This window comes from Listeria farberi (assembly GCF_014229295.1).
Lineage (GTDB): Bacteria > Bacillota > Bacilli > Lactobacillales > Listeriaceae > Listeria > Listeria farberi.
Window position 1 is genome coordinate 43,270 of record NZ_JAARZL010000004.1, and the last position, 13,107, is coordinate 56,376.

Here is a 13,107-nt window from a genome sequence, read left to right on the forward strand (position 1 = left end):
AAAAAGGAGGCATATGCTTCATGGATGAGCAACTAAAAGAAAATCTAATGGGCGCGCTGGAACAAGTAATTGATCCGGAGCTTGGAATTGATATTGTAAACATTGGACTTGTATATGATGTTGAGTTAGATGAAGATGGGCTTTGTACCGTATCAATGACGCTTACGACGATGGGCTGTCCACTTGCAGGGATTTTAACAGAGCAAGTGCAAATGGCATTAAGTGATATCCCAGAAGTAAAAGATACGAATGTGAATCTTGTTTGGAATCCACCTTGGACGAAAGATCGTATGTCACGCTATGCAAAAATAGCACTTGGTATACGTTAAATTAAATAAAATTAACAGGTAGGGCGTATGTTGCGCCGTGCCTGTTATTTTTATACGAATGAATTGAGGGATTTTAAATGAATTATGAACTAATAAGTGATTATAAAGACAATAAAATGTACCGTAATTGTTTTAATAAACTTGCAGAAAGTACGTTTGATATTAATTTTGAAGAATGGTTTCAAAAAGGGTTTTGGAATGATAAATATATTTGTTATTCTTATTTAGATAAAAATGAAATCATTGCGAATGTTTCTATCAATAAAATGGATCTGATTTATCAAGGGAAGGATTGCAAGGCGCTTCAAATAGGCACAGTAATGACCCACCCAGAGTATCGCGGGCAAGGGCTTATGAAGCAGTTATTGAATCACGTAATCACTAAATATGAACATGACTATGATTTTCTTTATCTTTTTGCAAATGATTCTGTGCTTGATTTTTATCCGAAGTTTGGATTTGAGCGAGTGGAAGAGAGTAGTTTTACCGTGGATGCTAGTAGTCTGAAAAAGAAATTTTCCAAAATAAAAAAGCTGAATCCCGATAATAAAACCGATTTCCAGCTAATTCAGCGCATTGTATCCGAACGAGTACCACTTTCTAGTACACTAGATGTGAAAAATAGTGAAGACTTGCTTATGTTTTATTTATTAATAGCTTTAAAAAATGATATTTACTATATAGAAGAAATAGATGCAATTGTTTTATTTGAGCGAGAAGAGACGGACTTGTATGTATTAGATATTCTTAGTGTCAAAAAACTAGATGTGGTGGAAGTTTTAAGTTATTTGCTTAGTGACGGAATCATGACTGTACATCTCTTATTTACGCCTGAAAAAGATACGCGTATTGATGCGGCATACATTATTGAGACGGAAGATATATTATTTGTGCGTCCAAAAATCCTTACAAGTGAATCTTATTTCTTATTTCCAGCTACATCTCATGCTTAAGCTAGCTGATTTTCTAATTTTGTTAGGCGTTTTTCTAATTTTTGTTGATGTCTATATTGTTCAATGATTCTTTTGGCTAGTTGTAGTTCGGCTTGGGCGGTCATTAAATGGTCTTGTCCATGAATTAATAAAAATGATGGGTGTGCTACGGTTTCAGTGTCGCGAATCGAGACTAACTTTGTTTGCCAAATGTGGCCTTCTTGAAACTGTTCTTGGGCCATTTGTAAATGCTTGTCTGCCTGATCAAATTGGTATTTTTCAGCATAATCAATTGCTTTATATGCTTCTTTACGTGTGTTTCCCCCATGTAAAATGAGTTTTACAACAGCTTCTTCTACTTGAATCTCCATTTTTCCACCCCAACAGTTGATTGTTTTCTTTTATTGTAGCAAATGGCTAAACAATATGACAATAAATTAGCAATAAATCAGCCTATGGAAGGATGTATTTCATTTCGTTGCGCGTATAATGGGATGTAGAAAAAGGTGTGGAGGGATTAAAATGGAAGAACGTTTGTATGAACTAGAAGATAAAGTGCAGGATTTAGAGCTAGAAGTACACGATTTACGTGAAAGAATTCAACTACTCGAAGATAGACCAGCTGCTCGTCCTAGTCTGATTGGACATAATGTATGGGTGTTAATTCCATTAGTCGCTATTTTTTCATGGATGGTTGTTGAAATCTTTGGTTAAAAGGAGCTTTTAATAGTCTCCTTTTTATTTATAAAAATTTATTTTATACAAAAGTATATGATAATAGTAAAGTTTTCTTGTTTTTTTAAGTTCGTCACAAAAAATCTATATTTATTTACTTGCTTTTTTCGAGAACAATAGTAAAATAAGTTATAGGATAGAGTTTTACCTCGATGAAAGTTTCATTTTATTAATGTGATTTTCATGGGGATAAGACCCTATCATGGTTATAATGACTTTTGGTGTATCCATCTTCCAATAGAATGGCAACTAGTCAGACATCTGTTTAGACACCAAAATCATTATTTGTTTTCATTCATCTCATTGGCCGTGTAGTTTATGTCTATGCCTCATCCCGTTATGCATAGACGACCGAACATGATGGCAACGCTGGAAATGTTTATTTCGAGCGTCTTTTTTTGTCTTCTTTTATAGGCGGAATAATTTAATAACAACCTAGTTATTGTTATACTGTAGAGGAGGATAGGAGGAGATTTATATGACTTTAAAAGGTAAAAAAGTTATTGCACTTGTCAGTGAAGACTTTGAGGATTTAGAACTTTGGTTTCCAGTGCTTAGATTGCGCGAGGCAGGAGCTTCTGTGCATTTAGTGGCAGAGGAAGCGAAAAAAGTTTATCACGGTAAGTACGGAGTCCCTGTTACTTCTGACTATGATTTTGATTCTGTTCGCGCAGAAGATTATGATGGGATTTTAGTTCCAGGTGGCTGGTCCCCAGATAAGCTACGTCGTTTTGATAGTGTACTCAATTTGGTTCGTGCTTTTGATAAAGCGAAAAAACCAATTGGACAAATTTGCCACGCTGGTTGGGTACTTGTTTCTGCCGGAATTTTAGAAGGTGTGAATGTAACAAGTACGCCAGGAATTAAAGATGATATGACAAATGCGGGAGCTATTTGGCATAATGAGCCAGTTGTAACAGACGGACACATTATCTCGAGTCGCCGCCCGCCAGACCTTCCAGAATATTTACCAGCGTTCATTTCTGCTCTAGAAGATTAAAAAAAGAAGCATTTCCGTTTTGGGAATGCTTCTTTTTATTTTAAAAGTAAAAAGTAACAATAAAACCAATAAAACTAGGAATAGCTGCAACTAAAAGTAGGATACTCCAGCGTAATTGGCTTTTTCGACTAGGGTTTCCACTGCGACCACCAAAGGAAACGAAGGCGGATAGAATGATGGATGCAAAAACAATGATAGTTGTAACAATGGAATAGAGAGTGGATACAGTGTAGTCAGGTATCAAAAAGCTTGCTAGAAAAACAACCACAGCAAGTGCGACACCGGCGAGTAGAGATTTTAAAAACACGACAAGTTCAACTCATTTCTAATTAGTTTCTCTCTTCTTTATAGCAAAATAGCGGGTTTTTGTCCAATAAAAGAGCGCCTACCTGAGTTTGGTAGACGCTTTTATCCATTTATTAATGTGGTAAAAATGCTACAAGAATGAAGAATAATATGGCGATAACGATTAGGAACCAGTTAAGTTCGCGCCATTTACCAGTGAATACTTTTAATACAGGGTAAGAAATAAATCCGAATGCCAAGCCGATAGCGATGCTTGAAGTAAGTGGCATAGCTAGAATAACTAAGAAAGCAGGAAAAGCTTCATCTAGCGTATCCCAATCAATTTCTTTTACTGCGCCAATCATCATGCTACCAACAACGATAAGAGCTGGTGCCGTAATAGCAGAAATTCCAGAAACAGCGCCGACGAGTGGAGCGAAGAATGCCGAAACCATGAATAGGATAGCTACTGTAAGAGTAGTAAGACCAGTACGTCCACCAGTTGCAACCCCAGCTGAAGATTCGATATAAGCACTTGTTGGAGTTGTACCAAACATAGAACCAACACTTGTTGCAACCGCATCAGCCATTAATGCTTGTTTGGCGTTTGGTAATGATTCGCCTTTCATCAGGCCTGCTTTTTTAGCAACACCGATCATTGTACCGGTTGTATCAAAAATCGTTATAAGTAAGAAGGACAAGACGACAGCATAGAGCCCGTAACTCATCACATCACCAAAAGCGTGAATAGGATTAGTGAAGACGAATTCTGGCATTGGTGGAAGTTTGACAATACCTTGTGTAAATTTAAGTTCACCAGTGATAAAAGCAATGATACCAGTGGCAATCATCCCAATAAATAAAGCACCTTTTACGTTTAAAGCAAGCAAGATTAAAGTGATTAAAAGACCAACAATAGCTAAAATAGCTTCTTTGGAATGTAAGTCACCTAAACCTACTAAGTTAGAATCATTAGAAACGATAATGCCTGTCATACGGAAGCCAAGGAAAGCGATAAATAAACCAATACCGGCAGTAATCCCAGCTTTTAAATTATGTGGAATGGCTTCAATGATTTTTTCACGAAGCGGTGTTAAAGATAATAGTAAGAAAATAATACCTGCTACAAAGACCGCAGCGAATGCGACCGAATAATCTAGTTTTTGTGTTGTAACTACTGTTACGAAATAAGCATTCATACCAAGTCCTGGCGCAATCGCGATTGGATAGTTAGCGAAAATCGCCATCCATAATGTACCAATAACTGCTGAAATGATTGTTGCCATAAATACAGTATTGAATGGAACACCTGCTGCGGAAAGAATTGCTGGGTTAACGACTACAATATAAACCATCGTGAGGAATGTAGTAAAACCAGAGATAACTTCCGTTTTAACATCTGTACCGTTTGCCTTTAATTGAAACATGCGTGTGTTTCACTCCTTTTTTAAAAATCATGCTTAATGGTAAATAACGAACATTAAAAACCACAAATACAATATTATTCGTTTTTTACTAAAAAAGCAACCCTTTTTTGAAGATTTCTTAAATAGTTTATCTATGTTACAATGAAAGTATCACTTATACTAGGAGGATGCATGTGAAGGCGGTTGTTTTTGATTTTGATGGGACCATGCTTGATACGGAGAATTTATGGTATACAGAGACAATGAACTATTTGAAAGATACGTATGATATTGATTTGCCAGATGAAATTTATCAACAAATTATTGGCACAAGTGAAGAACCGATTATTCGTTATATGATGGAAGCAACGAACGGGGCTTTTGATAAAGAAGCTTTTTTAAGTACCGTGGCGGAAGCTTGTCATCTTGGCCAACAGTCACTTGACTTTCGTGATGGTTTTAAAGAATTTTTTGAACAAGTAAAAGCGAATGATTATAAAATAGGTCTTGCAACGAGTTCGGGATTTGACTGGATTGAGCCTACGTTGGATCGTCTGGGCATTTTAGCTGATTTTGAAACGATTCAAACGGCGGATCATGTGGATGAAATTAAACCACATCCGGCACTTTATTTGCAAGCAGTAGAAGCTCTTGGTGTGAAGCCAGAAGAAGCCATTGCTATAGAAGATTCAAAAAATGGTGCACTATCCGCAATGCAGGCGGGGTTAAAAGTATATATCGTACCAAATGAAGCTACGAAAAATATCACTTTTCCAAAAGGGGCGACGGTTGTTTCTTCTTTTGCAGAAATCAATTTAAAATAAAAAAAGAGCAAACTTGCGAATGAAGCGAGTTTGCTCTTTTGATTAAAATGTTAATTTAGCTAGACGGTCAAATGCTTCTTCTAGTACACTTATGTCTTGGGTTGCGGCTAAACGAACATAGTTATCACCAGATTCACCGAAAGCTAGCCCAGGAATTACGAGGACTTGTGTTTCTTTTAAGACATATTCTGTGAAGGAAACAGAATCCATTTGTGTTTTGGAAATATTAATAAAGGCATAAATCGAACCTTTAAGTGGATGTAAGGAAAGATAAGGGATTTCTTCTACCCGTTTTGAGATGTATTCTAGGCGTTTTTGGAAAGTTTTTGTGACTAAAGGAATTAGTTTCTCGGAATGGTTTAACGCGTAAATAGCTGCTCTTTGGGACGGCGTGGGAGCGGAATAAGTAATTCCTTCATTTATGATCTTCGCTGCTTCATTTAAATAAGTAGGAGCAATCATATAACCTAAGCGCCAACCTGTCATCGCGAAATTTTTAGACATGCTACCAAATGTAATCGTATGGTCCGGTGCAAATTTGGCCATTGGTACGAAGTCTTCATAAAAACTAAAACCATCATACACTTCATCAGATAAAATAAAGAAATCATATTTTTGGGCTAAATTAGCAATTTTTTCAAAAGTTTCTGGTGAAAAAACAGCACCAGTCGGATTGTTAGGTGAATTTAAAATTAAAGCTTTCGTTTTATCGGTAATGGCTGCTTCTAAAATATCGACATTAATCGCAAAGTCGTCTTTTTCATATGTTGGAATGATAATTGGCGTACCACCAGAATTCAATACTTGATCTTTATAAGGAGAGAAGTAAGGTTCATGAATAATGACTTCATCGCCGTCGTCTAAAATTGTTTGCAAAGTTAAATACATGCCATGAAGTGCGCCGACTGTTGCACGGATTTGGCTACGTTCAAAAGAAAGGGCATAGTTACGGCTGAAATAACCACGAATCGCATCGATTAGTTCCACATCCCCACCAGATTCTGTATATTTTGTATGACCTGCTCGAACATCTTCGAAAGCAGCATTAATAATCGATTCATCCGTGATTAAATCAGGATCACCGATGGATAAATCGAGAATATCAGGCATTGTTTTTGCAAGCGTTCCAATATCAGCTAGGATATTAACGGGCATTTGTTGATGTTTTTTAGCAATCTTTGAATTATTCATCATGTTTAATTAGCTCCTTTTTTCTATAAGTGCAGATAAACGCCTCACCTAAAATAGGCGAGACGTAATCTATGTTTATGCTAATACTTTTCCTAAAAAGTCTTTAGTACGATCGTTTTGAGGGTTTCCGAATATTTCTTCTGGTGTACCTTGTTCTTGAACCACTCCGGCATCCATAAAGACAACACGGTCGGCAACTTCTCTTGCAAAGCCCATTTCGTGTGTGACAACAACCATCGTCATACCTTCTTTCGCAAGCGACTTCATAACGCTTAAAACTTCACCGACCATTTCGGGGTCGAGTGCGGAAGTTGGTTCATCGAATAGCATTACGTCAGGATTCATTGCAAGGGCTCGCGCAATAGCGACCCGTTGTTGTTGTCCACCAGAAAGCTGGGAAGGATAACTAGTTGCTTTATCAGCCAGGCCGACTTTTTCAAGTAGAGAAAGGGCATGTTTTTTAGCAGCTGAACTATCTTCGTTTTTTACTTTCATTGGAGCTAACATTAGGTTTTCAAGGACATTTTTATGCGGGAATAAGTTGAAGTTTTGGAAAACCATGCCCATTTTTTGACGAAGCTCGTTCACGTTGGTTTGTTTTGCCATAAGGTCTTTGTTTTCGAAAAGAATTGTGCCGGTTGTTGGTTGTTCTAATAAGTTTAGGCAACGTAAGAAGGTACTTTTCCCGCTTCCGGAAGGGCCGATAACTACGACCACTTCTCCGGATGCGATTTCAAGGTCAATGCCTTTTAAGACTTCTAATTTACCGAAATGTTTGTGTAAGTTTTTAATATTAATCACTTGTTCTCATTCTCCTTTCAGCAACACCTAGTAGTCTTGACAAGCTAAATGTTAGTACAAAGTAAATTAATGATGTGATGATTAGCGGGATAAACGGTTTGAAGCTTGCTCCTTGGACTACGCCAGTCATAAACATTAGTTCTGTTACACCGATAACCGATACGATGGAAGATTCTTTAATAACAGTGACGAATTCATTCCCAAGTGCAGGCAGAATATTTTTCACAGCTTGTGGCAAGATGATATAACGCATGCTAGCTCCTTGTGTCATACCAAGGGAACGAGCTGCTTCCATTTGGCCTTTATTGACAGCAGAAATACCTGCGCGGATAATTTCAGCAACATAAGCAGCACTGTTTAGCGATAGGGCGATGCAACCAGAAACAAAGGCGGATACATCCATACCGATAATTTGTGTCCCGAAAAAGACGATGAAAATCTGAATTAGAAGTGGCGTACCACGAACAAATTCAATATAACATGCTGCTGGCCAGCGTAACCATCTTGTTTTCGCAAGTTTCATAAGGGCTAGTAATGATCCGAGAATCGCGCCACATAATACGCCAATTGCAGCAAGAGCAATCGTAATTAATGTACCAGTGATAAAGTAATTACCATATTTTTCGTAAAAGCTACCGTCTTGGAACATTAGTTTGTTGGCTTCGTTTTGGTATTTCTTCAGTAAGCCGGTATCTTGAATATTTTTAATAGAAGCGTTAACTTTTTCTTGTAAAGCGGTGGAACCTTTTGGCATTGCAATGGCTGTCTCCTTGCTACCATTGACAAATTTAATATCTGCTAATGCGAGTGTTTTATCTTGGCTAATATAAGCTTCTGCAACTGGACCTTCTAATACTACTGCATCAAGTTTATTGCTTTTAAGGTTCAGGATTAAATCGGGTACTTTTTGAAGGGAAACAACGTCTGAACCAACTAGTTCATTTTTAGCTAATTCTTCTTGCGTTGTTTGTTTTTGGGCACCAACTTTAATGCCATTAAAATCATTTACACTTGTAAATTTCTCTTTATCCGTTTTTCTAATTACAACGCGTTGTTGTACAAACATATACGGGTCAGAGAAATCGACTTCTTTTTGACGTTCTGGAGTTGGTGACATACCAGAAATAATCATATCAATTTTGCCAGTTTTTAGTGAACCGAGCAAGCTATCGAAGTTCATTTCTTTAATATCTAACTTAACGTCTAAATCTTTGGCAATTTTTTCAGCGATACTTACATCAAAACCGACAACCTTATCTTTACCGTCGATGGTTTGATGAAATTCATACGGCGGATAATCAGCAGAAAGTCCAACTGTTAAAACACCTTTTTCTTGAATTTTAGTTAAAGTTTCATCTTGCGTATCAGCGGCTAACACTGTTGTGAAGCCAGAAAATACAAATATAAAAATAAGTAAAATTGCTGTGAACTTTTGTAATACATGCTTCTGCATAAGTACAACTCCCTTTAATATTTGAGTAATTTATAATAAATGAATCGTTATTATCGATGTTTATTATAATACATCAAAATGAGTAAATATGCAATAAGTTTTTAAGATAAACTTGATTTGTTCTTGTTTTTATTAGTTTTATTCAAAAAAATGTATAAAAAGAGCCTTGCTATAACAAGGCTCTAAATAAATTATAAGATGAATCTTAATACGTAGAAGATAAGAGCTGCAATCGTTGCAGAAATAGGAAGTGTGATAACCCATGTAATAATCATGCGCTGGGCAGTATCCCATTTTACTCCTTTAACACGGTGAGCTGTTCCAACACCAAGGATAGAAGAGCTGATTACGTGTGTTGTACTAACTGGTAAATGAATGAAAGTCGCACCGAAAATAATAATAACAGAACTTAAGTCAGCTGCTACACCGTTAACGGGTTTGATTTTCATAATTTTACCACCAACTGTTTTGATGATTTTCCAACCACCAATACTCGTACCAATTGCCATAGCTACCGCACAGGATACTTGAACCCATAATTGCACATCATCTGTTGATTGGAAACCACTGGCAATTAAAGCCATTGTGATTATCCCCATTGATTTTTGTGCATCATTTGTTCCGTGTGTGTAGGATTGTAGCGCGGCTGTACCGACTTGAATCATTCGGAAGCGCCGATTGGTCGTGGCTAAGTTTAAGTTCTTCAAGAAAATCTTGAAGAGTGAATATATCGTGTAACCGACTACGAAAGCAAGTACAGGAGATACTAATAAACCAACAATGATTTTAGTAAATCCACTATATTCGATAGCTGCAAATCCGGCTGATGCAATAGCTGCACCTGCAATGGAACCAATCAAGGCATGAGAGGAACTACTAGGAATCCCGAAATACCAAGTAATTAAGTTCCATGCGATTGCCGAAAGTAATGCTGCTAAAATAACAAGTTCCCCGTGACCTAAATCAAATGGGTTAACAATGTCTTTTGTAATAGTTTTGGCAACTCCTGTGAATGAAATAGCACCCACAAAGTTCATTACTGCTGCAAGAATAATCGCATGTCGTGGTTTTAAGGCTTTTGTAGAGACACTAGTCGCAATTGCGTTAGCTGTATCATGAAACCCATTGATTAGGTCAAATGCAAGCGCAGCAAGTACGATGACAAGGGTGATTAGAAACATTCCTTCCATCTATCTAGGCCCCTTACGCATTTTTCATGACAATTGATTCAAGCGTATTAGCAACGCTTTGACAACTATCAGCAATGTCTTCTAATTTTTCATAAACTTCTCTTAGACGAATAAGCTTAATTGGATCTTTTTCGTTTTGGAAAAGTTGGATTAGTGATTCGCGGTAAACATCATCACATTGAGATTCATAATCTTTAATTTGAATTGCAAGTTTACGAACATCTTTTAATTTTTTATCAAAAACAAGGTCAACTGCTTTTTCAATTTCAACAGTGCTTGCTTGGATAGCTTGGATAAATTTAGTCATGTATTCATCGTAATGAGTGATTTGGCAGATTTCAAGTGAGAAAGCTGTTTCATCAAGTGCATCCATCACGTCATCAAGGCGGTTAGTAAGTTCTAACATATCCTCACGTTCGATTGGTGTGATAAAAGCGTCATTTAATTCCATAATCATTTTATGAACCATGGAGTCCCCAGCTGTTTCATATTCTTTGATTTTATTCGAGAAAGTATGTAAATCCTCCACCGAATTAATGTTGTAAGTTGCAAAGAAATTTGCACCTTCATGTAAATTTACTGCAATGTCATGCAACAACGAAGCAAAACGGTCTTTTTTATTTTTAAAAGCCATTTTCTTAATTCCCCCGATCATTTTTGGTCATTAATAATCAGCTCGCTTTTACTTTGAAAAGGGAGCTTTTTTCTTAACGATAAGTTAACAAAAACAAATAAAAAATTTGATAGATCTTTACCACAAATTAATACTAACATAGGATGGGAATAAATAGGAAACTTTTTTTTGCTGAAAGCGCAAATAAACGACCTGACAGCGTTTCCAATGGCTGTTTTTAGGTGTTTCATTAAATGAATAAAAAAAGTGGATTTTTTGTGGCTTTTTATTAGGAGAGTAAGGTGCATTTCGGTATACTGGTTTTAAAATATAAATTTGCGAAAATAGTGTATAATTCATTTAAGAGAAAAAGTTCACAAATAGTTTTCGTGAGGAGGGTTTTGTTTTGACAAAAACTTTACAAGACAGAATGGTATTACCAGGGAATGAGACAATTCCTTATATTGGGCTTGGCGTTTTTCAAGTAACTGAGCAAGAATTTATCGCTGGCGCTGTAGAGAAGGCCATTGAAGTTGGTTATCGGTTGTTTGATACAGCGGCAGTTTACAATAATGAAGCCATTGTTGGGCAGGCGATTGCAAGTAGTGCAGTCTCGCGAGAAGAATTATTTATTAGTTCGAAAGTGTGGAACGGGGATCTTGGCTATGATGAAACCTTATTTGCTTTTGAACGTACGCTTCGAAATTTGAAGTTGGATTATTTGGATTTGTATTTAATTCACTGGCCAGTAGCGGGTAAATACCGAGATTCATGGCGAGCTATGGAGCGACTTCATGATGAAAAACTTATTAAATCTATTGGGGTTGCGAATTTTAAACAACATCATTTAAGTGATTTATTGGTTGCCGCAAATGAAAAACCAGTTTTAAACCAGGTGGAAACGCATCCACTTTTACCGCAAAATGACCTTCGGAAATATTTGGCGGAACAGAATATCGCGCATGCTGCCTGGTCACCGCTCGCTAAAGGAATATTAATGCAAAATCCGGTTATTACAGAAATTGCGAAAAAACACCAAGCTTCTGTTGACCAAGTGATTTTACAGTGGCATTTGAACCGAAATACGATTATTTTCCCTAAATCGATTACGTCTAGCCGCATTGAAGAAAATTCGCGACTTTCATACTTCCAGCTGGATGCAAGTGATATGGAAAAGGTCGACCGACTAGAAACAGGTAAACGAGTTGGGCCAGACCCAGATGATTTAGAATACTTTTTAAGCAGTATTGAACGAGAACGTGCTTATTTAACAGGTAGGGAAACCGAATGACGACTATTCAAACGTTATTTCGTGCTAATCGTTCTGTAGTAGATGCCAAGCCAATGGAAGCATACATGAAAAACCAATTCTCATTTTTAGGAATTAGAGCCGCTGAACGAAAAAAATTAGTAGCTGATTTTTTAAGAGGAAATGGTATGCCGGATGATTTACTGGGACTTGTTGTGGAATTGTTTGCAGAAGAAGAGCGTGAATTTCAATACGCGGCAATTGATTTATTAAGTCGCTATGGGAAAAAGCAAGCCAGTGAAGCAATTGAAATCTATGAGCAATTAATTACGACGAAACCATGGTGGGATACGGTGGATGGCTTAGCTGGAACGGTTGTAAGTAATCATTTTAAACTATATCCCGATTTAATCCCTATCTATAATGAGGCGTGGATAAACGGAGATAATATTTGGCTAGCACGAACGGCCATTTTATTTCAATTAAAATATAAAGAAGAAACAGATGTAGATCTCTTATTCTCCAATTGTGAGAAATGGTTCGGTTCCAAAGAATTTTTTATTCAAAAAGCAATTGGATGGGCGCTTAGACAATATGCAAAAGTAGATAGTGAGGCAGTTCGCGACTTTGTAAACAGCCATACACTTGCACCACTTAGTCGCAGAGAAGCGCTTAAACATATTGGGGAGGCGTGAAATGTTACATCATGTGGAAATCTATGTAGCTAATATCGAAAAAAGCCGGCTATTTTGGTCTGAGCTGTTAGAAGAGCTTTCTTATGAATTAAATCAAACGTGGGATGAAGGATTTAGCTATAAATTTGGAGAGACGTATTTAGTCTTTGTGCAAGCCGAGGAACCATTTCTAGCAGAGGGTTATCATCGTAAGCGAATTGGGCTTAACCATTTAGCTTTTCACGGTGGTACAAAGGAACGCGTGGATGCCTTTCGAGCTAAATTAAAAGCAAAAGGAATCAAGCTTCTATACGAAGACAAGTTTCCTTTTGCTGGTAGTAAAAATCATTATGCTGTGTTTTTTGAAGATCCGGATGGTTTGAAAGTAGAGATTTGTACAGAAGTCACAATTTAATATTGTGGCT

General features: G+C 37.0%; 16 protein-coding genes and 1 pseudogene. 9 read left to right on the plus strand and 8 right to left on the minus strand.

The annotated features are described in order from the left end of the window. The first annotated feature begins 20 nt into the window (after positions 1-20). Entirely contained in the window at positions 21-329 is a 309-nt protein-coding gene (locus HCB38_RS11205; RefSeq protein WP_003763640.1) for a metal-sulfur cluster assembly factor, read from the plus strand. Between the two features lie 77 nt (positions 330-406). Continuing rightward, positions 407-1,282: a GNAT family N-acetyltransferase gene (locus tag HCB38_RS11210; RefSeq protein WP_185638581.1), complete on the plus strand. Its 876-nt coding sequence runs from the start codon at positions 407-409 to the stop codon at positions 1,280-1,282. Here the strand turns inward: HCB38_RS11210 and HCB38_RS11215 are convergent. After that, positions 1,279-1,632: a PTS sugar transporter subunit IIA gene (locus HCB38_RS11215; protein WP_185638583.1), complete on the minus strand. Its 354-nt coding sequence runs from the start codon at positions 1,630-1,632 to the stop codon at positions 1,279-1,281. The genes HCB38_RS11210 and HCB38_RS11215 overlap by 4 nt on opposite strands. A gap of 151 nt (positions 1,633-1,783) precedes the next feature. Here HCB38_RS11215 and HCB38_RS11220 point away from each other — a divergent pair, with 151 nt between their 5' ends. The 3 genes and pseudogenes from HCB38_RS11220 to HCB38_RS11230 all read left to right on the plus strand — a co-directional run bounded on the left by HCB38_RS11220 (position 1,784) and on the right by HCB38_RS11230 (position 2,996). After that, complete coding sequence (locus tag HCB38_RS11220; RefSeq protein ID WP_185319404.1) at positions 1,784-1,975, plus strand: hypothetical protein; 192 nt, start codon at positions 1,784-1,786, stop codon at positions 1,973-1,975. A gap of 26 nt (positions 1,976-2,001) precedes the next feature. Next, positions 2,002-2,311: pseudogene (locus tag HCB38_RS11225) on the plus strand (hypothetical protein). Positions 2,312-2,474: 163 nt separating this feature from the next. After that, entirely contained in the window at positions 2,475-2,996 is a 522-nt protein-coding gene (locus HCB38_RS11230; RefSeq protein ID WP_185638585.1) for a type 1 glutamine amidotransferase domain-containing protein, read from the plus strand. A gap of 40 nt (positions 2,997-3,036) precedes the next feature. Here HCB38_RS11230 and HCB38_RS11235 read toward each other — a convergent pair whose 3' ends face one another. Together HCB38_RS11235 and HCB38_RS11240 are read right to left on the minus strand one after the other, a co-directional pair. Beyond that, on the minus strand, positions 3,037-3,303 hold the full coding sequence (locus HCB38_RS11235) for a hypothetical protein (RefSeq protein ID WP_003737336.1): 267 nt from the start codon (positions 3,301-3,303) through the stop codon (positions 3,037-3,039). Positions 3,304-3,415: 112 nt separating this feature from the next. Beyond that, positions 3,416-4,708, minus strand: coding sequence for an NCS2 family permease (locus HCB38_RS11240; RefSeq protein ID WP_185319402.1), 1,293 nt, complete (start codon positions 4,706-4,708; stop codon positions 3,416-3,418). A 173-nt stretch (positions 4,709-4,881) separates the two neighbouring features. Here HCB38_RS11240 and HCB38_RS11245 point away from each other — a divergent pair, with 173 nt between their 5' ends. Then, entirely contained in the window at positions 4,882-5,511 is a 630-nt protein-coding gene (locus HCB38_RS11245; RefSeq protein WP_185319401.1) for an HAD family hydrolase, read from the plus strand. 42 nt (positions 5,512-5,553) lie between these two features. Here the strand turns inward: HCB38_RS11245 and HCB38_RS11250 are convergent, their stop codons facing one another. The 5 genes from HCB38_RS11250 to HCB38_RS11270 form a co-directional block, all read right to left on the minus strand. After that, entirely contained in the window at positions 5,554-6,702 is a 1,149-nt protein-coding gene (locus tag HCB38_RS11250; RefSeq protein WP_185319457.1) for a pyridoxal phosphate-dependent aminotransferase, read from the minus strand. 75 nt (positions 6,703-6,777) lie between these two features. Further along, a complete protein-coding gene (locus HCB38_RS11255) occupies positions 6,778-7,503 on the minus strand; it encodes an amino acid ABC transporter ATP-binding protein (protein ID WP_185319400.1) in 726 nt (241 codons plus the stop codon). Continuing rightward, positions 7,496-8,956: an ABC transporter substrate-binding protein/permease gene (locus HCB38_RS11260; RefSeq protein ID WP_185619680.1), complete on the minus strand. Its 1,461-nt coding sequence runs from the start codon at positions 8,954-8,956 to the stop codon at positions 7,496-7,498. The genes HCB38_RS11255 and HCB38_RS11260 overlap by 8 nt, the downstream gene beginning before the upstream one ends. Before the next feature lie 191 nt (positions 8,957-9,147). Continuing rightward, a complete protein-coding gene (locus tag HCB38_RS11265) occupies positions 9,148-10,146 on the minus strand; it encodes an inorganic phosphate transporter (RefSeq protein ID WP_185319398.1) in 999 nt (332 codons plus the stop codon). A gap of 13 nt (positions 10,147-10,159) precedes the next feature. Further along, entirely contained in the window at positions 10,160-10,780 is a 621-nt protein-coding gene (locus HCB38_RS11270) for a DUF47 domain-containing protein (RefSeq protein WP_003723380.1), read from the minus strand. Positions 10,781-11,165: 385 nt separating this feature from the next. Between HCB38_RS11270 and HCB38_RS11275 the strand changes: the two genes are divergently transcribed. From HCB38_RS11275 to HCB38_RS11285, 3 genes are read left to right on the plus strand one after another with little or no spacing between them, the layout of a single operon-like run. Then, complete coding sequence (locus tag HCB38_RS11275; protein ID WP_185607822.1) at positions 11,166-12,050, plus strand: aldo/keto reductase; 885 nt, start codon at positions 11,166-11,168, stop codon at positions 12,048-12,050. After that, the gene (locus tag HCB38_RS11280) at positions 12,047-12,703 is read left to right on the plus strand and encodes a DNA alkylation repair protein (protein ID WP_185319396.1); all 657 of its coding nucleotides are present in this window, start codon (positions 12,047-12,049) and stop codon (positions 12,701-12,703) included. The genes HCB38_RS11275 and HCB38_RS11280 overlap by 4 nt, the downstream gene beginning before the upstream one ends. Before the next feature lies 1 nt (position 12,704). Further along, entirely contained in the window at positions 12,705-13,097 is a 393-nt protein-coding gene (locus HCB38_RS11285; RefSeq protein WP_185638587.1) for a VOC family protein, read from the plus strand. Positions 13,098-13,107 lie beyond the last annotated feature (10 nt).